This window comes from Ferrovibrio sp., from assembly GCF_965278975.1.
Taxonomy (GTDB): Bacteria; Pseudomonadota; Alphaproteobacteria; order Ferrovibrionales; family Ferrovibrionaceae; genus Ferrovibrio.
In genome coordinates, this window is record NZ_OZ257126.1 from 621,486 (window position 1) to 644,104 (window position 22,619).

General features: G+C 56.8%; 21 protein-coding genes. 7 read left to right on the plus strand and 14 right to left on the minus strand.

The features are described from left to right. The 6 genes from ACQY7X_RS02960 to ACQY7X_RS02985 all read right to left on the minus strand — a co-directional run bounded on the left by ACQY7X_RS02960 (position 1) and on the right by ACQY7X_RS02985 (position 6,403). The gene (locus ACQY7X_RS02960) at positions 1-900 is read right to left on the minus strand and encodes an SMP-30/gluconolactonase/LRE family protein (protein WP_428248357.1); all 900 of its coding nucleotides are present in this window, start codon (positions 898-900) and stop codon (positions 1-3) included. 7 nt (positions 901-907) lie between these two features. Beyond that, the gene (locus ACQY7X_RS02965; protein ID WP_428248358.1) at positions 908-2,035 is read right to left on the minus strand and encodes an ABC transporter ATP-binding protein; all 1,128 of its coding nucleotides are present in this window, start codon (positions 2,033-2,035) and stop codon (positions 908-910) included. A gap of 7 nt (positions 2,036-2,042) precedes the next feature. After that, the gene (locus ACQY7X_RS02970; protein ID WP_428248359.1) at positions 2,043-2,882 is read right to left on the minus strand and encodes a carbohydrate ABC transporter permease; all 840 of its coding nucleotides are present in this window, start codon (positions 2,880-2,882) and stop codon (positions 2,043-2,045) included. Beyond that, the gene (locus ACQY7X_RS02975; RefSeq protein WP_428248360.1) at positions 2,879-3,760 is read right to left on the minus strand and encodes a carbohydrate ABC transporter permease; all 882 of its coding nucleotides are present in this window, start codon (positions 3,758-3,760) and stop codon (positions 2,879-2,881) included. The genes ACQY7X_RS02970 and ACQY7X_RS02975 overlap by 4 nt, the downstream gene beginning before the upstream one ends. A 47-nt stretch (positions 3,761-3,807) precedes the next feature. Further along, complete coding sequence (locus tag ACQY7X_RS02980) at positions 3,808-5,103, minus strand: extracellular solute-binding protein (RefSeq protein WP_428248361.1); 1,296 nt, start codon at positions 5,101-5,103, stop codon at positions 3,808-3,810. Positions 5,104-5,206: 103 nt separating this feature from the next. Further along, a complete protein-coding gene (locus tag ACQY7X_RS02985; protein WP_428248362.1) occupies positions 5,207-6,403 on the minus strand; it encodes a mandelate racemase/muconate lactonizing enzyme family protein in 1,197 nt (398 codons plus the stop codon). Positions 6,404-6,530: 127 nt separating this feature from the next. Between ACQY7X_RS02985 and ACQY7X_RS02990 the strand changes: the two genes are divergently transcribed. Genes ACQY7X_RS02990 through ACQY7X_RS03000 form a run of 3 tightly spaced genes read left to right on the plus strand, consistent with a single transcriptional unit; the run spans position 6,531 to position 9,010 of the window. Continuing rightward, positions 6,531-7,250 carry an SDR family NAD(P)-dependent oxidoreductase gene (locus ACQY7X_RS02990; RefSeq protein WP_428248363.1) on the plus strand — a complete coding sequence of 240 codons (720 nt, stop codon included), beginning with the start codon at positions 6,531-6,533 and terminating at the stop codon, positions 7,248-7,250. 15 nt (positions 7,251-7,265) lie between these two features. After that, on the plus strand, positions 7,266-8,348 hold the full coding sequence (locus ACQY7X_RS02995) for an aldose 1-epimerase family protein (RefSeq protein ID WP_428248364.1): 1,083 nt from the start codon (positions 7,266-7,268) through the stop codon (positions 8,346-8,348). Positions 8,349-8,356: 8 nt separating this feature from the next. Next, positions 8,357-9,010: a GntR family transcriptional regulator gene (locus ACQY7X_RS03000; RefSeq protein ID WP_428248365.1), complete on the plus strand. Its 654-nt coding sequence runs from the start codon at positions 8,357-8,359 to the stop codon at positions 9,008-9,010. 328 nt (positions 9,011-9,338) lie between these two features. Here the strand turns inward: ACQY7X_RS03000 and ACQY7X_RS03005 are convergent, their stop codons facing one another. The 5 genes from ACQY7X_RS03005 to ACQY7X_RS03025 all read right to left on the minus strand — a co-directional run bounded on the left by ACQY7X_RS03005 (position 9,339) and on the right by ACQY7X_RS03025 (position 14,759). After that, positions 9,339-9,605, minus strand: a complete 267-nt coding sequence (locus ACQY7X_RS03005) for a hypothetical protein (protein WP_428248366.1) — start codon at positions 9,603-9,605, stop codon at positions 9,339-9,341. Between the two features lie 268 nt (positions 9,606-9,873). Continuing rightward, positions 9,874-10,854, minus strand: a complete 981-nt coding sequence (locus tag ACQY7X_RS03010) for an NADPH:quinone oxidoreductase family protein (protein ID WP_428248367.1) — start codon at positions 10,852-10,854, stop codon at positions 9,874-9,876. Beyond that, positions 10,851-12,110: a CaiB/BaiF CoA transferase family protein gene (locus ACQY7X_RS03015; protein ID WP_428248368.1), complete on the minus strand. Its 1,260-nt coding sequence runs from the start codon at positions 12,108-12,110 to the stop codon at positions 10,851-10,853. Before ACQY7X_RS03015 ends, ACQY7X_RS03010 begins: the two co-directional genes overlap by 4 nt. Positions 12,111-12,264: 154 nt before the next feature. Next, positions 12,265-13,029, minus strand: coding sequence for a 3-oxoacyl-ACP reductase FabG (gene fabG / locus ACQY7X_RS03020; protein WP_428248369.1), 765 nt, complete (start codon positions 13,027-13,029; stop codon positions 12,265-12,267). Continuing rightward, positions 13,026-14,759, minus strand: a complete 1,734-nt coding sequence (locus ACQY7X_RS03025) for an acetolactate synthase catalytic subunit (RefSeq protein WP_428248370.1) — start codon at positions 14,757-14,759, stop codon at positions 13,026-13,028. Before ACQY7X_RS03025 ends, fabG begins: the two co-directional genes overlap by 4 nt. 650 nt (positions 14,760-15,409) lie before the next feature. Between ACQY7X_RS03025 and ACQY7X_RS03030 the strand changes: the two genes are divergently transcribed. Beyond that, the gene (locus ACQY7X_RS03030; protein ID WP_428248371.1) at positions 15,410-16,357 is read left to right on the plus strand and encodes an alpha/beta fold hydrolase; all 948 of its coding nucleotides are present in this window, start codon (positions 15,410-15,412) and stop codon (positions 16,355-16,357) included. A gap of 160 nt (positions 16,358-16,517) precedes the next feature. Further along, entirely contained in the window at positions 16,518-17,552 is a 1,035-nt protein-coding gene (locus ACQY7X_RS03035; protein ID WP_428248372.1) for a phosphotransferase family protein, read from the plus strand. Positions 17,553-17,772: 220 nt separating this feature from the next. On the opposite strand, the gene ACQY7X_RS03040 is transcribed toward ACQY7X_RS03035, so the two are convergent. Beyond that, entirely contained in the window at positions 17,773-18,501 is a 729-nt protein-coding gene (locus ACQY7X_RS03040) for a nitroreductase (RefSeq protein ID WP_428248373.1), read from the minus strand. A 487-nt stretch (positions 18,502-18,988) separates the two neighbouring features. Between ACQY7X_RS03040 and ACQY7X_RS03045 the strand changes: the two genes are divergently transcribed. Then, complete coding sequence (locus tag ACQY7X_RS03045) at positions 18,989-19,774, plus strand: SDR family NAD(P)-dependent oxidoreductase (RefSeq protein ID WP_428248374.1); 786 nt, start codon at positions 18,989-18,991, stop codon at positions 19,772-19,774. Positions 19,775-19,779: 5 nt separating this feature from the next. After that, entirely contained in the window at positions 19,780-20,553 is a 774-nt protein-coding gene (locus ACQY7X_RS03050) for a crotonase/enoyl-CoA hydratase family protein (RefSeq protein ID WP_428248375.1), read from the plus strand. Between the two features lie 141 nt (positions 20,554-20,694). Here ACQY7X_RS03050 and ACQY7X_RS03055 read toward each other — a convergent pair whose 3' ends face one another. Continuing rightward, the gene (locus ACQY7X_RS03055; RefSeq protein WP_428248376.1) at positions 20,695-21,735 is read right to left on the minus strand and encodes a branched-chain amino acid ABC transporter permease; all 1,041 of its coding nucleotides are present in this window, start codon (positions 21,733-21,735) and stop codon (positions 20,695-20,697) included. A 9-nt stretch (positions 21,736-21,744) separates the two neighbouring features. Further along, positions 21,745-22,617 carry a branched-chain amino acid ABC transporter permease gene (locus tag ACQY7X_RS03060; protein WP_428248377.1) on the minus strand — a complete coding sequence of 291 codons (873 nt, stop codon included), beginning with the start codon at positions 22,615-22,617 and terminating at the stop codon, positions 21,745-21,747. Positions 22,618-22,619: the final 2 nt, after the last annotated feature.

The following is a 22,619-nucleotide window of genomic DNA, read 5'->3' on the forward strand; positions in this document are numbered from 1 at the left end:
TCACTCCGAAACGAAAGGATGGTGACCGGGGTGGTCGAGCCGGATCGTTTGCACCGTACCGGTCTCGGCTTCGGTGACAAACAGGCGGCCCGGTTCGCGCCGCGAGAAAGCAAGATTGGTCGGGATCAGGCCCTCGGCAGTACGGATGCGGCCAATGAACTCACCGAGCCGGTCATAGGCGATCACGCAGCCCGCCATTGCGTGACAGACCAGCAGGTTGCCGGCAGCATCCATCGCCAGCCCGTCCGGCCCGCCGCCCAGCGAACCCGACATCTGCACGAAATGCCCTACCTTGCCGACGCCACCATCGGGCCGCAGGATGACGCGCCAGATCGCATTGGCCTGAGTGACCGCGACATAGAGCAGGCGCTCGTCCGGTGTCAGCACCAGGCCGTTCGGGCTGGGAAACCCAGTGGCGATCAGTTCGAGCTCCCTGCCCTCGCGCCAGCGGAAGACGCGGCCATAGGGCCGCAGGATGTCGGAATCACCCTGGTCGGTAAAATAGACATCACCATTGGCGGCAATCGTCACATCGTTCGGACCGTGCAGCGGTGCGCCCTCGAAACTGTTAGCGAGTACCTCGTGTTTACCAATTGCCGGATCGAGCCGTAGCAGGCCCCAGCGATTATCCGCGATCAGGCAACGGTTCTGACGGTCGAGCTTCAAACCAGTCGGCCAGCCGTCATACTGATATGCAACACCCCAAGCACCATCGGGTGACAGCAACAGGATGCGGCTGTTGGCTATGTCGACGCACCACAGCCAACCACGATCATCGCAGCAGGGGCCTTCGAGAAAGCAGTCTGCTGCCGCGCCATTGCGGCGGCGTTCGGCCCAACCGTTGGTCAGGATCGAACGGAAGTTTCGGGGCAGGCGTGCATGCAGGGAGAGCTGCTTCATAGCGGCATCATGCGGCCAGATCGCCGCCCTGCACCAGTGCCACACCACTGGCGGTATCAAACAGATAGAGTTCACGGGACAGCAGCGACAGCTGCACCCCGTCACCCATGGCCAGCACCGCATCCGGCGCGGCCGCGCCGCTCAACTCGACGCTGCCGGCCTGGGCGTAGAAGAACTGCTCGGTCCCGGCATGCTCGACCAGCCGCAGCACGGCCTCGCACAGCAAAGCATCCGACCGACCGCCAATCTTCACGCCCTGCGGCCGGACGCCCAACGTCAGAGCTCGATCCTGGAATCTAGCCCAGTCGTTCAGGGCGGTAGGTAATGCGAAATCGAGGCCATCAGCCTGGAACACCAGCCCATCACCAGCCCGCACCACCCTGCCCGCAAGATTGTTCATCTCCCGCTCGCCCATGAAATTGGCGACGAAGGCGTTTACCGGCCTGCGATAGATATCGGCCGGCGCACCGAATTGCTGCAGCCGCCCACCCTGATAGATGGCGATGCGGTCCGACAGCGACATCGCCTCGCTCTGGTCATGCGTTACATAGACGATGGTGGAGCGTAGCCGCTGGTGCAGCGCCTTGAGGTCACGCCGCATCTTGAGCCGCAGACGAGCATCGAGATTCGACAGCGGTTCGTCCAGCAGAAACACTTTCGGATCGCGCACCATGGCGCGGCCCAGCGCCACACGCTGCTGCTGGCCACCGGAAATTTCCTTCGGGTAGCGGGCAAGCAGATGTCCGATGCCGAGTGTCTCGGCCACGTCCTGGACTTTCGCGGCTATGGCCTGCTTGCTCAGATCGCGGCCGCGCGCCTGCAGCGGAAAAGCCAGATTCTCGGCAATAGTCATATGCGGATAGAGCGCGTAATTCTGGAACACCATGGCGATGCCGCGCCGGTCGGGCGACAGATGCGTTACGTCGGTATCGCCGATCATGATACTACCGCTGTCGGCGCTGATCAGCCCGGCGAGAATATTGAGCGTCGTGGTCTTGCCAGAGCCAGAAGGCCCCAGCAGCGAAACGAACTCACCCGGCCGGATCGTCAGATCGAGATCGGCCAGCGCAACGGTTTCACCATAGCGCTTGCCGATACCGCGAAACGCGATGGACGCGCCACTATCCTGATTCATATCCCACTCACCCCTTAACGCTGCCGTTGGTCATGCCGGCCATGAAATAGCGCTGCAGGATCACGAAGATCACCAGCAGCGGGATTGTTGAAACCATGGACGCCGCCAGCAGCGGACCCCATTCGCGGCCATAGAATCCGAGGAAGTTGTAAATGCCGATCGGCAGCGTGCGCGTCTCTTCCGACGACAGCAGCGTCACGGCGACGACAAAGTCGTTCCAGGCAAAAACGACGACAAACAGCCCTGCCGCGATCAACCCGGGCCGCGACAGCGGCAAAACCACCTTCCACAAGGCTTGCAGCCGGCTGTAGCCGTCCATCATCGCTGACCATTCCAACTCGATCGGCAGGCTCTGGTAATAAGCGGCCAGAATCCAGATCACGATCGGCAACTGATAGGCGCTATAGACCAGGATCAGGCCGATATGGGTATTCACCAGGCCGATCTCGGCGATCAGTGTGTAGGTCGGGATCAACAGCGAGGCAACCGGAATGCTCATCACCGCGATGATCGCCACCAGCACGGCACGCTTGCCCGGGAACTCGAAACGCGCCAGGCCATAAGCCGCCAGCGCGCCGATGCCGAGGCAGAGTGCGACCGTACCGGCCGAGACGAACAGGCTGTTGAGCAGGAAGCCGAGCGCGCCGGCTTTGAAGATCGTGGCGTAATGCTCGAAGGTGATCGTCGCGGGCAGCAGGCTGGGCGGGAATTGCACGATATCGCGTGCCGGCTTCAATGAGGTCATCAGCCCCCAGAAGATCGGGAACAGTGCGGCCACGATGATGACGGTGGAGATCAGGCCGCGCAGCAGGCGATGCAACAGGCCGGAGCGGGTTCCGAAGATCACAGGCTCTGCCCTCCCCGGGTCTTGCGGAATACCGTGAGCAGCAGGATCACGGCGGCGATATTGAACAAGCAGAGCACGATGGCCATCGCATTCGCCTTGCCGAGGTCAAAATCCTCGAAGCCGATGCGGAAGATACGCAGCGCCAGCGTTTCGGTAGCATTGTTCGGCCCGCCGCCGGTCAGAATAAGCGGGAAGGTCAGCACATTGGCAAAATGCAACAGCAGCCGGATCAGCGTGATCAGGATCGTCGGACGCAGCAGCGGCAGCATGATCCGCCGGAAAATCATGAACGGGCCCGCGCCGTCGATGCGCGCCGCCTGGATCAGGTTGGGCGGGATGCTGCGCAGCCCGGCCAGCAGCATCACCATGGCAAAGGCAGAATCGCGCCAGATCCCATTCGCCACCATGGCGGCCATCGCATAATCAGGATCGGCCAGGATCGTCGGGCTGGCGACATGGAACCAGGCAGCGGCTAGCGGCACCAGGCCGGCATCGGTGGAGAAAATCCACTTCAGCAGCATCGAACCGACCAGCATGGCCATCACGTACGGCAGCAGCACGACAGTGCGCAGCAGGATGCTGCCGGAGGTATCTCGGTTCAGGAACAGTGCCAGGCCGAACCCGGTAGCGAAGGTGAGCGCCAGAGCCATCAGGCTGAAGCTGCAGGTGACCAGGAAAGAATTCAGGAACAGCCGGTGGCTGAGAATATCGATGTAGTTCTGCAGACCATTGAAGTCACCGAGCTGGTAATAGCGCACTCGGTGCACGCTGTAATACAGGCTGAGCGCCAGCGGGGCGAAGACAAAGCCCGCTTCAAGCACCAGTGCCGGCAGAAGATATCGGTAAGCCTGGAAGGGTGTACGCTGTCCATCCATCATAACGCACCAATCATCCTCTGCCGGTCACGTGTTCAAGACTTGCTGAGTTACTGCCGGCTGGCTGAAGCCGCCTCGGCTTCGCGCAATGCGGCCATCGGATCTGCATTACCCAGCACCACACGCTGCGTCGCCGTATTCAGGTCGACGAAGGTGCGTGCGGCATTGCATTCCGCCGGCAGCCAGACTTCGGCATCGGCCCACATCTGCGACAACTGGCGCAGCGGGTCATATTTGGTATCCTTGAAAACCGGCTTGTCAAAGACCGATTTGAACAGCGGTACCTGCCCGCCCGGCTCGGCCCAGAGCTCCATGCCATCCGGCCCGGTCATATAGGCGACGAATTTTGCCGCGGCTTCCTTCTGCTTCGAATCCTTCGAGATCGAGGCAAACCAGCCCGACATGATCTGCGGACCCGGCTTTTTTCCGTCCAGGCTCGGCCAGGGCAACATGCCGAGTTCCTTGCCGTTCCAGGTGGCCTTTTCCGCCACGTTGCCGAAGCGGCCGTTGCCGCTGCTAGCCAGCGCCACCTTGCCGGCGATGAACTGCTCGATCACATCATCCAGGGTGTAGGCAAAGCTTTCCTGGCTGGCGACCTTGTACTTGCGGATCAGGTCGGCCTGCATGTTGAGCGCACGCACGCCGTTGTCGTTGGCCAGCAGCGCGCTGCATTTATCGCCGAACAGCTTGCCGCCCTGCGCCGCTGCCAGCGCATTGGCGCCAAACGACATCGTGGTCTTGTCGGTGGAAAGATGCATGCCGACGCCCCAGCGCTCGACATTGGGGCCGTTGGTGCGCTGCAGCTTCGTCGCCGCAGCAGCCAGATCGTCCCAGGTCTTGATGCCGGCCGGATCGATGCCAACCTCGCGCATCAGGTCCTTGCGGTAGAACAGCACGATGGAGAGCGCCATGATCGGCACCGCCACCTGCTTGCCGCCGGTCTTCACCCATTCATAGGCCTGCGGCAGCACCAGATCCTGGCGCTGTGCCGGTGTCCATTTCGACGTGATCAGCGGCCCAAGATCTTCGGCCACACCGGAATTCACCAGCAGGCCCATATTTTCGCCGTTGACCCAGCCGATATCGGGCGCACTGCGTGAGCGGTGCGCCATGACGAACTTTTCCGCCAGCGTGAACCAGACCTGACTCTCGACCTTGATCTTGATGCCCGGATTGGCCACCTCGAACTTGTCGATGATCTGCTTCAATGCCCGGTCGCGCGGCGTTTCGCTCGCCGGATTGAGGAAAGTCCACATGGTGACCGTCTGCGCTAGCGCCGCCACCGGCGCCAGCAGGGCTCCCGCCATGGCTAGCGCGGCCAGGCGAAGTTTCGATCTCGTCCTCATCTAAGGCACCCCTCCCTAGGGTTCTGTTTGATTTTATCAGATAACGGTACTGTTCAGGGACTAGGCGGCTTGGGCCTCCAGTTTCTGTCGACAGTTTGATGGGTCATTCGGCTGCGGCCTGCGGCCGGTTCGGGTCCCAGCGGCGCTGGCGCGGCGGCATCGAAATCTCGCGGCCGGCGATGAAGGCGAAGCGTTCCAGCGCATCCGGCCCCGGCAACGCGATGCCCAGGCCTGGGCCACGCGGCACCAGCACCGAACCATGGGCGATATCCAGCGCCGGCGCGCAGAGGTCGTCGCGCAGCGGGTTCTCCACCGAGGCATCCCATTCGAGATGGCCGCGGATATGGCTGGGCAGAGCGGCGGCGTAATGCACGCCGGCCACGGTGCCGACGCCGACCACGGTGTGCGGTGCGACCGTGATATTGAAGGCGCTGGCCAGCGCCGCGATCTTCAAGCCTTCGGAGATGCCGCCGCATTTGGTGACATCCGGCGTCAGGTAGTCGACGCCGCCGGCATCGATCAGGCTGCGTACGTTGAAGCGGGTGTAGACATTGCCGCCCGAGGCAATCGGCACCGGCGAGTTGCGACGCAGCCAGCCCATATCGGCATGGTGATAGGCAACACTGAAATCGAACGGATCTTCCAGCCAGAAGGTGTTGTAGCGTTCCAGCTTGCGCGCCAATTGCAGGCTTTCCGACGGTGAATACGCGGAATTGGCGTCGATCATGATGTCGACATGCGGACCGGCGGCCTCGCGGGTCACAGCCACGGCCTCGAGATCGGCTTCCAGATTCAGGCCGCCGCGAACCTTCAGGGCCGTGAAGCCATCGGCTACATAGCCGCGTACTTCCTCACGCAGTGACTTGGCTTCCTGGAAACCGAGACACATGCAGCCGACATAGGTGGGCACGCGTCGCACGCCGCCGCCGCCGAGCAGATCGGCGACCGGACGGTTTAGCCGCCGCCCCATCAGATCCCACAGCGCGATGTCGATGCCGGAGATCGCGGCGACCGCTGCCGAGCCGAGCTGGCCGGCAGAGAAGAACATCTCTTCCCACAGCAACTGGATCTCGGACGAGTCGCGACCGACGATGATATCGGCCAGATGCTCCTCGATGATCGAGGCCATCACTTTGGGAGAGAACGCGTGATAGGCCTCGCCCATGCCGACCAAGCCGTCCTCGGTGGTGACGAAGACCAGGCATTCATCACGCTTGTGGCTGGTGCCATGTGCCGCGGTCCAGCCGGCCGGCAGCGGCTCGGAGATCAGTTTGCAGGCCACCTTGGTAATCCGACTCATGTCCATTCCTCCCGGTCCCGGCTTCTTGCCGGAATTTCTGTCGACAGATTTAAAATATGGTCGACAATTTATTCTGTCAAGTGTAGTTTGCGCACAGGCGATCCGGTCGCCAGCACAGGGAGGATTCATGACGGAAGGCAGCAGATTCGCCGGCCAGGTGGCCGTGGTCACCGGCGGAGCATCGGGCATCGGCCACCAAGTGGCCGAACGTCTGGCAACTGAAGGCGCGCAGATCGTGGTGTGGGACCGGCAGCAGGCGAAGATCGGCGAAACCCGTTTGCTCGACATCACCGATTCCGCCGATGTAGCGTGCGCGGCCGATGAAGTTGTGGCGCGATACGGTCGGCTCGATGTGCTGGTCGCCAGCGCCGGCATCACCGGCCCGAATGCCACAATCTGGGAATATCCGGTGGCGGACTGGGCTAGTGTCATCCAAGTCAATCTGCTCGGCATGTTCCATTGCTGCCGCGCCGTGGTCCCCCCTATGCTGAAAGGGAATTATGGCCGAATCGTCGCGCTCGCTTCGGTGGCCGGCAAGGAAGGCAATCCGAATGCCAGCGCCTACAGCGCGTCGAAAGCGGGAGTGATCGGTCTGATCAAGTCACTGGGTAAGGAACTAGCGACCACCGGCATCACCGCCAACTGCCTGGCGCCGGCAGCCGTGCGTACACCGATCTTCGCCCAGATGAAGCAGCAGCATATCGACTATATGCTGTCGAAGATCCCGATGGGCCGATTCGGCGAGCTCGACGAGATCGCCGCCATGGCCTGTTGGATGGCCAGCCGAGAATGCAGTTTCACCACCGGTGCGGTCTTCGACGCTACCGGCGGTCGCGCCACCTACTGAACGGATCCGCAAGCCATGGTCAGCCTGTTCGGCCAGTCCTTCACCCGCACGGAGCTGCTGCGCCGCATCGGCCGGCTGGAACAGGTGGCCGGCATCATCCCGGGCAGCTATGACGACGGGCCGGAACGCTCTGTGCGCTATCTCGACCTGCGCTCCGGCGGTGGCCTTGAAGCCCGCGTGATGGTGGATCGCGGTTTCGATATCGGCGAGCTGCGCTTCAGTGGCATTCCGCTGTCCTGGCGCTCGACCAATGGCTTTCGTGCCCCTGGCCTGCATGTTGCTGAAGAAGAGAAAGGCGCAGGCCTTCTGCGCAGCATGGACGGCATGATGGTGACCTGCGGTCTCGATCATGTGCGCGGTGCGGCCGAAGGCCCAGCCGGCCATTTCGGTCCGCGGCGCGACACCGCGCAGTATCCGCTGCATGGCCGCATCAGCCAGGCGCCGGCGCGCTTCCTGAGTCAGGGCGAAAGCTGGGACGACAACGACTGCTGCTTTCACTGCGAAGGCCTGGTGCGCCAGAGCATGATGTATGGTGAAACGCTGGAACTGCAACGCCGCATTGAGATGCCATTGGGTGGCGCATCGCTCAGCATCACCGACCGGGTGCGCAATGCCGGCCATCGTTCGACGCCGCATATGCAGCTTTATCACCTGAATTTCGGCTTCCCGCTCCTTGATGCCGGCGCAGCCCTGCTACTGCCGCCTGGCCGTGGGCAGCAAGTCGAGACACGCGCCGGCTTCCTGACGCAGCAAGTGCCGTCCGCCGAGGCGGCGGACGAAATCCTGGAGGTCGATCCCGTTTCCGGACCAGATGGCAGGGTTTCCGTCGCGCTGGTCAATGCAAACCTAAACGGCGGTCTCGCCGTGCAGGTGGATTACGATGCCAGCGCCCTGCCCGCCCTACAGATCTGGCGCCATTTCGGCCTCGGTATGAATGTGCTGGCAATCGAACCGGCTACCCATCACGCCGCAAAGCGGGCCGCGCTGGAACAGGCCGGGCAGATTCGATTTATGGAACCCGGCGAGGAAATTGTCTATTCCCTGACACTGTCGATCCATGCCGGCACTGCCGCGCTGGAAAGACTGCGCCGAAACTGAGGCCCAGCATGCTGCTTCAGGAAAAAGCCACCAGCGAATTGCGGCAGGCCATCATTCTCGGAACGCTCAAGCCGGGCGAGAGACTGAGCGAACCTGAACTCGCGCAGCATTTCAAAACCAGTCGCAGCCCGATCCGCGAGGCCCTGGTGCAGCTTGAGCAGGAGGGCTTCGTCGAACGCAGCAAAACTGGCCGTGTTGCTGTACGCGCGCTGAATATCGAGGAAGCCGAACAACTCTTTACCGTACGGGCAACACTGGAAGGCCTGGCTACACGGCTGGCTGTCGAGAACTTGACCCGCAAGGACACCCAGCGACTGAAATCAAATATCGATGGCATGCAACAGGCCGGCTTGGACCGCGATTTCGAGCAGGCACTGGCGCTCGGCGCCGATTTCCACCGCATCATCATCGAGGCTTGCAGCAACAAGCCGCTGCAGGATTGCCTGGTCGGCTTCCGCGCCCGCACCAGCCGGTATCGCCATATCGTCGCCTCGCTGGAGGAATTCAGCGAACAGCGCATCAACGAACATAACGCCATCCTGGCCGCGCTGCTGACCCAGAGCCCGGAAACTGCCGAGCAGGCTATGATCAGCCATATCCTAGTCTCGTCACAAGAGACCATCACAGCGCTTAAACGGTATCTAGAAAAGAACCAATTCTAAAAAATTTGCGTTCGATTGAATCGTCGAGCCGCGCCACATAATAGGTAAATTAAGATCGGATAAGGTCCGGTCCGGAGACTATGGGAAATATACCAGCATGGTTTCGCGGGTTTGAGAAACACTTGCCAACCGGTGCGGATGTTGCCGAGGTAATCCATAAGCAAATATCCCTGCTAGCAGCTAAAATATAGGAAATTTTCGAGTTTTCGGATTGGACTACAACCTCAGACTAGAAAATACCAAATATTTTCAAATACTTATAAAGAACCGGGCGGGTTTTAAGTGGCCCCGAAACAGGTAAGTGGCGGGCTCAACAAGCCTTGCAGGCTTAAGCAGCCTGACGCTCGAACACTGCAGCCAAGCCCTGGCCGCCGCCGATGCACATGGTTTCGAGCCCGTAGCGGGCGTCGCGGCGATCCATCTCACGCAACAGGGTAGCCAGGATGCGCCCCCCCGTGGCGCCGACAGGGTGCCCAAGTGAGATGCCGGAGCCATGCACATTCATACGATCGAAATCTTTGACCCCGAAATTCCACGCTCGAGTGCAAGCCAGCACCTGCGCGGCAAACGCCTCGTTCAACTCGATCAGGTCCATATCCGACATCATGCCTACGGAGTATGGTGCGTAAAAAAACCCAGCCGGCTTCACCGACTGGGTTAGTTTAGCCCAAGCAGGAACTGTGAAGAACCCTGCATGGTCCAGGGAGGGAGGCCCCCCTAGCCTTCACAAGTGAAGCATGTATCTAGGCCATGGAACGTATCACACGCCTCGAACGGAGGCTGCGCATCCCTCTCGCTCATAGCTACAAGCATTCCCTTAATTCTCGCATCAGCTTTTACTTCCGAGGCCATCCACTTTGCACTCATACCCGCATTTCGATAATTACTTTTCCTTTGACTACTCTGCCAGTAAGGCAATTTAGTGCTTCGGTCGTCTGGTCCATCGGGAATACTTCCGACAAATGGGGCTTTAGCTTTCCTTGACGAAACAAAGCAAACAGCTCTTCCATATTGAGTGCATTATTCTCTGGTTCAGCGCGGCAGAAGGCCCCCCAGTAAACACCAAGGACGGCACATCCTTTGAGTAGCGGGAGGTTGAGAGCAATATTAGGAATTTCTCCAGAGGCAAACCCGACAACTAGATATCGTCCACGCCAAGCCATGCTGCGTAGTGCCGGATCAGTATAGCGCCCACCGACCGGATCATAGACAACGTTGACACCGCCACCATCTGTGAGCTTTTTAATCTGGCTTCTCAGATCACCACGTTCGTAATTGATAGCCGCATCAGCACCATAGAGAGTGCAAAGCTCGAGCTTCTCTTCGCTGGACGCCGCCGCAATAACCCGCGCACCGAGGGCCTTTCCGATCTCAATAGCTGCTAGACCCACGCCACCTGATGCTCCAAGCACGAGCAGCGTCTCCCCTTTTCGTAGTGCTGCGCGATCCTTAAGGGCATGGTATGAAGTACCGTAGGTCAATGTGAAGCCAGCCGCCACGGGGAAGTCCATCTCGATCGGAATCGGATGGACGCGCCAAGCCTCAGCCAGCGCCTCTTCCGCAAAGGCCCCCCATATCATAGCGGCCAGAACACGATCGCCCGATTTGACGTGAGAAACTCCGACCCCGACCTTCAAAACAATGCCGGCGACCTCGCCACCTGGTGTAAAAGGCAGATCAGGCTTAGCCTGATAAGTGCCTTTGATAATGAGTGTGTCCGGAAAATTTACGCCGGCAGCGTATACCCGGATAAGGACTTGCCCAGCGCCTGGTTCTGGACTGGGCAGGTCTTGAAGCTCGAGTAATTCCAGCCCCCCATGACGCGTGCACACTACGGCTTTCAAGGCACTCTCCCCTGTCGCTCTTGGTTTGCCAGCCCTACTATTCCGCGATCGGCCAAGGAGCTGATTTCATTTGGATCCATATTCAGGATGTCTGTGAGGACCAGTGCCGTATGCTCTCCAAGGCTGGGAGGAGCAAGCCTATATTCAACAGGTGTCTCTGATAGACGCAGGGGACTGGCGATAATGGGTGTGCGACCCTTTTCGGGGTGATTCACTTCCTTCCAGATTTCCCGGTATCGAATCTGCTCATCCGCAAACGCTTGGCCAAGATCGTTAACCGGCCCGCATGGCACCCCGGCTTCCAGTAGAAGCCTTCTGCATTCATTCACTGGAATCTTGAGCATCGCCTCAGATACAAGAGGCAATAACACATCTTTATGCTGTACCCGCAGAGCATTTGTTGCGAAACGTGGGTCGAGAGCGACATCAGGAAAGCCGAGAACTTGGCAGAGATTTTTGAACTGCCGTTCGTTGTTGACAGTGACGACCAACATCCCATCTGCGCATTTAAATGGTTGGTAAGGGCAGCTGATCGGCGAAATATTCCCGGCGCGCGGCGGAACTTTTCCAGTTATCTGAAATCCGCTCGCTACTACGGTCATCGCGGCAATCTGTGCTTCCACGAGTGCTATATCGATATGCTGCCCTCGACCATCGTGTGCCGTGCGATGATATAGCGCGGCGAGAATACCGATTACCGCATAGAGTCCCGCATTGGCATCGGCAACCGAATAACCAACACGCTGAGGGCCACCTCCTGGCTCACCGTCTGGGCCCCCCGTTACAGCCATCAGCCCGCTCATGGCCTGAAAGATGAGATCATAGCCTGGAAAGCTTGCATATGGGCCCGTCTGCCCGAACCCAGTGATTGAGCAATAGATGAGGGACGGGTTTAGTGCCGAAAGCGTTTTGTAGTCCAGGCCATACCGTTGCAAATCACCTGTCTTAAAGTTCTCAATGATAACATCACACTGGCATGCGAGACGTCGTGCTATCTCTTGACCTTCTGATCTGGCTAAGTTCAGCGCGATAGACCGTTTACCACGATTGACCGCTGTGAAGCCTGAACTGTCCTCTTTATTGAGCCCCAGATTGGCCGACGGGCGAACTCCATGTGCCCGAGATTCGTCTCCAGAAACCGGCCGCTCTACTTTGATGACGTCAGCGCCCAGATCAGCCAGTGTTTGGGCAACAAATGGTCCGGCAAGAACCCGGCTCAGATCAAGTACACGGACACCTGACAAGGCTGTTGTCATAATGGATTCCCTTGATTCAGCACTTCAATGCACATTGATTGAGTTTTTGCACGTTAACACTGGTGGACATCGGCTTGTATCGGGTTTACGGGAGACGACGTACCGCCGTCTTTCTCAAACTGAAATCGCTCTCTAGATGCATATTTTCTTTTTGTCACGGCATAAACGAGCCACCTGTTACGTCGATGATTGCGCCGTTCACAAAACTTGCCTGCTCACTGCAAAGATATGCGACCGCCGCAGCAACATCTTCTGGCGTACCCAGCCTGCCAGTAGGTATTTGCGCTGCATACCGGGCGTTAACATCATCGCCAGCCTGCCGTGACATTTCAGTCAAGATGCGCCCAGGTGCGACACAGTTGGCGGTGATCCCGAACCGACCAACTTCGTTCGCAATGCTTCGGGTGAGCCCAATCAACCCCGCCTTTGTCGCCATATAAGATGGGCCCGCCACCCTGGAATTGGTCCGGCCCGCGGTAGATGCGAGATTCACTATGCGCCCCCATCCAAAATCACGCATGATAGGAATCACTAGCTGACTCAGGCGCATAGGCGCAGTCAGATTGACAGAAACAGTCCTTTCCCACTCATCTATTGTGAGATCGAGGAGGCCATTTGACTGGCCTGCAGCATTTTTGAGTGAGATTCCGGCGTTATTAACGAGAATAGTAATTGGACCTAGTCGCGCACCAACGTCGCGCACGACGCTGCGCAAGTCTTCTATATTTGTAACATCCGCCTTGTAGTTCAAAAGCACACCGCCTTTTCTTCCAGCGGCTTGATCAGCTGAAATATCCTCCCGGTCGACAAGTATAACTCGGCAGCCACGAGTAAGAAGCTCAAGGCCTATTGACATACCGATGCCGCGTGCACCACCAGTAACGAGTGCAATAGGCGAGTCCGGCAATCCATTCTTCATGAGGACATTTCCTCGGGCGTGAAGAAGGTAATGGGAGGAAAAGCGTTCGGATCGCAAATTACTTCGACGAGAATTGTGCTTTCTGATGAACGCGCACGGGCAAAAACAATGGGTAAATCGTCAGGATCCTCCACACGAATGCCGACGCAGCCGGTGGCATTTGCTATTGCAACGTGATCAACCGGTAGAAAGTGGACGGCTGTTGTGTGCGTTCTGAACTTCACGTTTTCGGCGTGCTTTTGAAAGCCGAGTATACCGTTGTTGATGACCACCAGGATCACCTTAATGTTCATCCGCCGCGCGGTCTCCAACTCGGACCATACGTGGCCAAAGCCGCCATCGCCGACCACGCAGAATACCTCTCCACCTGAATGAGCGAGCCGCGCACCCAGCGCCATTGGGAAACCCCAACCGAGCCCAGCAAGACCACGCGGCGTCAGGAAGCGCATTCCTCCCTTCAACGCGGTAAGATAGTTCGCAATCCAGATCGAAGAGTAGCTGGCATCTGCAACTACGATATCGTGTGCCGTCAGCTGCGCCTGAAGTTCATCCATAATCCGCTCTGGTCGGATCGGCTTCGCACCGGAACGGCGGACGGCCTTCGATTCATGCAAATGTTTTTGTTTTGCAGATGCTATTGAGGCTTCGACGGCAAGCCGGTTTTTCTTGTGCTGGCTCAAATCATGACGGGATAGGACGTCGGTCAGGGCAGAGATTGTCAATTTCGCGTCCCCCACTAAGCGTATTGCTTCGTAGTTCCGACCTATCTCATTCCCGTCCACGTCAATATGGATAAACTTCGCATCTGTCGGATATAGTTGCCACGAGTCAGTACCGTTCTGATTGGTTCGTGTCCCAACCAATATCACCACATCGGCATTGGCAATCATTGCACGATGGTATCTTGTTGCCCCGTTTGGCCCGAGGAAATTTGCCAGCACGCCGATGGAGAGTGCGTGGGTTTCGTCGATGGCACCTTTTCCCATAACTGTTGTTGCAACGGGTAGGTGAGCCGCCTCCTGCAATCTGGCCAGTTCTACGGTTGCCCTTGAAGTGTGGATACCACCACCGACTATTATGATCGGCCTCAATGCAGAAGCGATAAGCCTTGCAGCTTCATCTAAAGTGGCGGGTGCGGCCACGGTCCGATCGAGTGGGAAGTATCCAAGATTAGCCCTACGCCCTGTTGGCAACGCCGGCTGAATCAGTAAATCCGCCGGGAGGAGAAGTACGACAGGTCCAGGGCGCCCAGAGCAAGCTGCAACGAATGCCTGATCAATGTAGTCTTCGATTCGTGACGGCTCGGTTACGCGCCTTACCCACTTGGCTACTGGCGCGAACAGGCCGATATGATCCAGGTCCTGGAATGCATTCTTATCCGTTTGATCTCTGTTGACGTCTTGCACCAACGCTATGATTGGGATCGAAGCTTTCAATGCTTCGGCAAGAGGCGCCACCAGTAATGCGGCGGCTGGGCCGTTCTGCGCTGTCACGATGCCGGGCTTCCCACTCACCCGCGCGTAGGCATCGGCCATATAGCCGCCTGCATTCTCCGTACGATAGACAATCTGCCGAATTCCTGCTTCCTCGCAGGCAAGGCAGACCATCGTCGGGAGACTCTGTCCGAAGATGAATTCTATGTCGTGTCGCTTAAGAGCCGCAGCAATTTGATGTGCAACGGTTTTGGAGTATGCGATTCCCGGATTACTCAATGGCAATTGTAGCGTCACAGACAGACCCTCACTAAAGCTGAGTGCAGATTCGGATTTTTGGCGAGACGCTGGGGCGGGAGCGTTAACTTGATGGACACGCATTTACCCAGAGACGCTCTGTACTTCGTTCGATTTCTGGTGCCGACCCGCCACTCCAGGATTCACAACGGCCATGTTTTCCGCGAATGTCACGGCGTCGCGCCTTCACCAGCCTTAACTGCGCAGACCGTATCCCTGCCCTGCATGGAACATCCCCCCTCACCCCGACGAGGCAATCCATATCACTTATGAAACTAACTGTAAATATAATAAATAAATTGATTCAGGTTTATTGTAATCGCAATAGTATTTTAGTCTGATTAATCGTTTGAGCGGTTTGCAGCTAGATTGAGCCTTTGATATAGCCTATTTATATTGGTGTATTTACCCCTCAGCGCCAATTAAAGCGCCATTCTATCAATCAGCGCCCCCTATAAATCGCGACAATAGTCATATCATTTTTATTGAATGATAATATAATATATTCTTATGTGACTGGCGCTCTGGCAATTATGCGCAGATCACTGCAGGCGCTATAGCAGTACGAGGGAGCGGCGTGTGGTATTGGCATTCCATCATGTGCGGCAGTTTACCTCAGCAAGGCTGCTTATTTCGGGGAGAGGTCTGAGGTGAAGCATTCCTACATTGAAGCCAATGGGATCTCGATCCATGCCGCTGAATTGGGCAACGGCCCTGCGGTTGTCTTTTGCCATGGATTTCCAGATACCTGGCGCGGATGGCGGTCCCAGATGGAAGCGGTATCCGCCGCAGGCTTTCGAGCCATCTCGCTAGACATGCGCGGATATGGCCAGAGCTCGGTTCCACAAGAACCGGAGCTCTATACCACACTGCATAGTGTCGGTGACATTGTTGGCCTGCTTGACGCATTGGGGATTGAACGTGCCAGCCTCGTCGGACACGATTTCGGTGCCAGCATAGTTTGGAATGCCGCGCTTATGCGCCCCGACCGCTTTCGTGCTGTCTTTGGTATTAGTGTTACCTTTCGTCCTCGCGGCGACAAGAGTGTCTTGCAGAATTTCGCCGAAGCGGGACGGAGCGATTTTTATATGTTTGATCGCATCCGCCCCGAAGCGGATACCGAGTGGGCGGATGCCGCCTCCGTGTTTCCCGCCAATCTATACTGGTCCACTGCCACAGCGCCAAAGGAAGAGCGCTGGACCTTATTCAATCGCAGCGAAGCAAAATATCGCTTGATGCCTGGTCCGCTGCCGGGTTGGGCGAATCCACTCGATATAGAAGCAGCGATTGCGGACTTCGCACGAACCGGTTTCCGCGGCGCGCTCAATTACTACAGAGCGATGCAGCTAAGTTTTGATCTCCTTGCTCCGTTCAAAGGCAAGCTTGTGGAGCAGCCGTCATATTTCCTGGGAGGCGCCGAAGACGATCTGGTCAAGATGGGCGGTTCCAAGGCACCTGATAAATTGCGAAAGGTTCTGCCAGGCCTGATTGACAGCATCATAATTCCAGGCATTGGGCACTGGCCTCAATTGGAAGCGACCGAACAAACCAATATGGCGCTCGTGAAGTTTCTTCGAGCAGTTCACGGAAGCGAATAGGCTTTTCTATATATTTTCTCCACTCCCATCGACAGAGCGATCCAGACCTTAACGCCGAACAAAGACTGTGTTGTCGCGCAGTTGCATCTATGACATCCGACCATTGCACTAGTAGGAACAAGGTCCACTCATGAATTCCTCAACCGATAGATTCTCAGGCGTGAAGCAGATCGATAGCCGGCTACGTTTCGATGAAAATGCACTTAGTAACTGGATGCAGGAGAACGTTGATGGCTATTGCGGGCCGCTGACCACAAGTCAATTTAAAGGTGGCCAGTCGAATCCGACATATCGGCTGAACACACCGAACAATACCTACGTTCTGCGTCGACGTCCGCCCGGCGTGCTGCAACCGTCAGCTCATGCCGTGGATCGGGAATTCCGAGTCATAAGCGCACTGGCTGCTCAAGGGTTTCCTGTCGCCCGCCCCTTTGCGATTTGCAATGACGATTCGGTAATTGGCACCCAGTTTTTCGTCATGGGCATGGTGGATGGGAAAGTGCACTGGGACGCCGCTCTACCAGGTGAAACATCGCAAATGCGGCACGGGATGCATTCTGCAGCAGTTAAAACACTGGCGGAACTTCATCGATTCGACCCCACTACAATTGGGTTGCAGGATTATGGGAGGCCTGGAAACTATTTTGCACGTCAGATCGAGCGCTGGAGCCGCCAGTACCGGGCGTCAGAAACGGATGTCAAACCCGCAATGGACAAACTGATCGCATTTCTTCCAATCAGCGTGCCGACGCAGGAGCGGAATTCAATTGTTCACGGCGATTTCCGGTTGGACAACATCATCTTTCATCAGGAAAAGCCTGATGTTCTTGCGGTCCTTGATTGGGAATTATCCACTCTCGGCGACCCGCTTGCCGATTTTACTTACTATTTGATGCACTGGAATATACCTGCCGATGGGGGGAGCGGTATGTTTGGATTGGATCTGGAGTTTTTGGGTATTCCGACCATCGGCCAAACAGTAGAGGCTTATTGCGAATTGACAGATCGCCACGATGTTCCAGATCTCAACTGGTATTTCGCGTACAATCTGTTTCGACTCTCCGCAATTCTGCAAGGCATCGCCGGACGCATGCGAGATGGTAATGCCACCAGCGAACATGCGGCCAGAGCTGTGTCCCGCGCCGAACCTCTATCCCAGCTCGCCTGGCAATTTGCAGTCAAATCGGGAGCCTGATATTGCCAGGCACACAACAGGTTCCAGTCTGACACTACGAGCCTGCTTCATGAACCGGCTCAATTGGCTTCCCAGCATAATCGCTCATTTCCCGGCGATGCAGTATTTGAGGCGGTAGGCTTCAAACGCATCGTAGCAACCAACGGTTCATAGTCAGGCTGGGAACGGGCCGCAGTATCCCAGATTGGCCGACCCGCAGCCCATCCTGATCGACTTCCAGTCAATTCATTTCTATCACATACTCTTCTAGTGGCATGCGGCTGGTCACGAGTTTATCGATAGGCGCAGTATGATCGGCATATCCAAGCGCCATACCGCACATTATGACTTCATTCTCGGGCACTTTTAGTGTCTGACGTACTATTGCGTGCTGGACGGCAAAGGCCGCTTGAGGACAGGTGTCAATACCGTGTGCACGTGCAAGTGTGGTGATATTGCCCAAAAACATTCCAAGATCTACCGCTGAAGCAGGTACGAATGCACGATCCAGGGTGAAGATCATCCCTACCGGGGCATCGAAGAATTTGAAATTTCGAACCCCCTGCTCCCGCATGGCTTTCTTGTCGCCTTTGGCAATCCCAAGGAGCGTATACATACCGACGCCAACTTCTTTGCGCCGCTCGTTGAACGGAGACTTCCATTCGGTTGGATAGGGATTGAATTCCGCAACAGCAGGGCGCTCGAGTTGTGTCGTGAACAGATCGCCCAGAATGGCGTCAACCAACTTTTGTTTTGAAGCGCCGGTCAAGACCCGGACTTGCCAAGGCTGGGCGTTGTTACCAGAGGGAGCACGGGAAGCCACCTGGATAATGCGGCGTACAGTCTCAATCGGGATAGGTGTCGGCAGGAACTGCCGGACTGCGCGCCGCGTTTGTATGGCGCGCTCGACAAACATGACTGCGGCACCTTCCGGGTCACTTGCATCGGGGCTCACAATAGCTTTTTCCATCTTGTTTCCTCTCCTTCGACGCGCCCGCCCTCTTCAGCGATACGCCTTCTATATTTTATGTATTAATATAGTTTTTCATTTTCTTCTAGCATCTTTCTTAGTCATCCTGCCTGCTGACAGTCTCTGCCTCGGCAGCCGCCTCCCCGCATGTTTATTTGAATTGCAGCGAGTCTGGAGATAAATTCAGATCGCCCAGGCCTTCGTGAAAAGATTTAAGTTCATAATTTTATTAGACTATTTACAGAAACCTTAATGCCTCCACGACCAATGCCGGCTGAGTATTTGACCTGGCCTGCCCCGTGGGCCAAACCTTGCTGGCTCACAACAGAGGGGATGCCAATTGACAATTCATCTTTATAAATTTACTTCCTATATAGTTCATTTGTTATGAACTTCCTCGGTGTTCGCGGCGCTAATCGCGTTCCGCTGAGGTGCTGAGGCTTAGCGACTAGATCGGCGGCCAGCTGACGCCGCCTTGGGAGGAAACATGAATATTCTGGACCTGAAGGGCAAGGTTGCCCTCGTTACCGGCGCTGGCCAGGGTGTCGGCCGGCAGATCGCACTGCATTTGAGTGCACAGAATGCCTGTGTCGCAGTTAACGACTTTGTCCTCGAACGCGCCGAAGCTGTGGTGCGAGAAATCGTCGATGCAGGGGGCCGCGCATTGGCGGTGCAATGCGATGTCACCAATTTCGATGGTGTCAGAGCCATGTTCGCAGCTGTCTCTGAAGCATTGGGACCGGTCGACATCCTCGTAAACAACGCCGGCAACCAGGGCACACATTCACGTGTTGCCAGAAAGCAGTTTTGGGAATCAACACCTCAAGACTGGGATCGCTTCATTGGAGTGAATCTGTATGGCGTGATGAATTGTGTCTCTAGCGCCACGCCGGCGATGATGAAAAAAGGCTCTGGCCGCCTCATCACGATCATTTCTGATGCGGGCCGTATGGGTGAGGCCGGCCTGGAAGTGTATTCGGGCGCGAAAGCTGGAGCCGCCGGCTATATGCGCGCGGTGGCGCGTACGCTCGGCCGTTACAACGTCACATCTAATTGCATCGCAATCGCCGCCACTATGACGCCAACTGTGGCGCCGGAGCTTGAGGCGCAGGCGCCGGAGCGAACAAAAAAGATGCTGGAGCGCTACGTGATCCGACGGTTCGGCCAACCGGAAGATGTCGCCGGCCTCGTACTCTTTCTTGCGAGTGACTCAAGCTCGTGGATTACCGGGCAAACCTATCCTGTCAACGGCGGCTTTTCATTTGGGATGTGATGATCATGAGCCAGGAAACCCCCAAAATCGTCACAGAACGTCGCGGGCACGTTCTTCTCATAACTATTAACCGGATTGATGCACGAAATGCCTTCGATCACGAGACGGCTCTCGGAATGGAAGCAGCTATTGACCTGCTCGATTCCGATCCGGAATTGCGAGTTGGCATTATTTCGGGTGCCGGGAAGCACTTCTGTGCCGGTGCCGACCTAAAAGGTGTTGCACAAGGCCTAAAACCCGTTGGCGAGCGGCGCGGCGGCTTTGGCATTTTCGAGCGCCCGTCTCTTAAACCAGTGATCGCAGCTGTAGATGGTTATGCAGTCGGCGGCGGCTTCGAACTCTGCCTGGCCTGTGACCTGGTAGTCGCTACCCGCGCAGCGCGTTTCGGGCTACCCGAAGTACGTCACAATGTGGTCGCTGTTGGCGGCGCGCTATTCCGGCTTCAGAAACGGATACCCTACAATGTAGCAACCGAATTGGCACTGACAGGCCGGTTTGTCGATGCTGAACTCCTCCACGGCTATGGCTTTGTCAATCGGCTGGCGGAGCAAGGTAAAGCCGTTGATGCGGCCCTGGAACTCGCCGAGGAAATATTGGTGAATGGCCCCACTGCTATATCGGCAACTCGTGAAATTATCTTTCAATCAGCATCGTGGACAGACGTCGCAGCTTGGAGCAATCAACGCCCTATCGCAAGCCGGGCGCTTGAGAGCGAAGACGCGAAGGAAGGGCTGCGCGCGTTTGCAGAAAAGCGCAAACCTGAATGGAAAGGGCGTTAATTCATCCGCCTAATGGAAAATGTTGCCGGCGTCTATTCTAATACGCCGGCAACATCCTGAAGATCCAATACGATATGTGCTAGCTCCGCCTCACCTCGCGACCTCATTTGAGCCTATCTATGCTTTACGATCAAAGAGAAGTCATTTCCGCCCTCTGCGTGATTTGTACAGACCGACAATGCCATCTGGCATGAAGTATACAGCTGCGACCATGATCACGCCGTACACCACCCAGGGCGCAGATTGCGACAGTTGACCCGCAATATTGGGGACAAACTGAATGAAAAGCGCCCCGAACACAGCGCCCCATACTGTAGCACTTCCTCCGAAGACAGCTCCAACAACCAGCGAAATAGACAAGAAAACACTGAAACTGTCTGGCGCCACGTATTGGACAACAATCGCCCCCAGTGCGCCAGCAAGGCCGGTGAACATTGCGCTGATCGCAAAGGACATGGTCTTATGAAAGCTAATATTAATCCCCATCGATTGGGCTGCGACAGGATGATCTCTGAGCGCGGCAAGCGCTAGCCCAATTCGTCCTCTGAGCAAGTTGATCACAAGCCAGAACACGATAACTGCAACAATTAGTGCGCAAAAATACAGCCATCTGTCTGCAGTCAGTCGGAAATCAAAAATAATGCCGAACGGTAATTCGTACCTGTCCTCAAGGGGAAATTGAAAAGGAGCTGCTGGCTTCTTCAATACGATACCCTGGACGCCACCGGTAAAGGGCGCAAGACCGCCGTGGCGTAACAGCTGAGGAAGGGCAATCGCCAAGGCCAATGTCGTCAGGGCAAGATAATGCCCCGCCAAGCGCAATGCCGGTAGACCGAAGATAAACCCCAAGGCAAAAGAGACCACAGCGGCCGCTGGAAGCGTCAGCAGGTAGTGAACATCAAAGGATTTCATCAAAATCGCCGCAGTATAGGCGCCAACAGCATAGAATGCGCCATGACCGAGCGAAATCTGCCCCGCGAAACCCATCAGGTAGTTCAGCCCCAAGACGCTAATGGCGTAAGCAATGCATAGCGTGAACTGGAAAACTGTAAAGTTCTTGACGAAAAACGGAAAAATAATAAGGAGCGCTGCTGCGCAGAGCAGCAATAGCTGTCGGTGACGGGTTTTGTTGGGCATTTCTGCCGTCGATACATTGGTCCGAAACGTTGACGCCGAGTCCATGTCTTCCTCCTACACGCGCTCGATGATTGGGCGCCCGAACAATCCGGACGGTTTGATCAGCAATACGACCACGATGATGACGAGCGCCACAGTCAATTTAAGCTCGGTGCCGAACAAGTAAGCGCCCGCCAATGTGTCAATTATTCCGACAAGAAAGCCACCTGCTGCCGCACCCCATGGGTTGTTTATCCCCCCCAACAGCGCTCCGGCGAAGCCATATACGAGGACGCCTGCCATCATGTGAGGATCAAGAAATACGATCGGTGCAACCATGATGCCGCTAATCGTACCAAAGACCCCGCCCAATCCCCAGCCGAGTGCCAGCATCCAGCCCACGCGGATGCCAACATACTCGCTCGAATCCGGGTTGTAAGCCGCAGCCCGCATGGCGAGGCCGAGCTTGGTGTAGCGGAAAAAGGAATACAGCAACCCAAGCATCACAAGGACGACCAGAACCAGCCCCACCTCATGCGCCGATACAAAGCGGTTCCTTGGAATAAAGTCGCTGCTGAATGGCGACTGAAAAGTCCGTGTCGTGTGCCCGAATAGCAATCCCGCCAGACCGTTGAAAAGGACCAGCAGACCTACGAACAGCACCACATGCGCCAGCACCGGCGCTTTTGTTAGTGGACGCACAATAACCCGCTGAATGACAACGCCGATAAGGAAAGCGCTGCCGAGCGCGATCGCAAAGGCCCCCCAGTATGGCACCCCCGCGTCAATAGAAACTGCGGCGATGAAAACCGAAAACATCGCCATTTCGCCCTGGGCAAAATTGATGTGATGGGTCGACTGATAGATCATGACGAAGGCGAGCGCCAGAGATGCATAGATCCCGCCCGATGCGACGCCGGATGCCAGCTGCTGTAAAAAGAAAATCATCC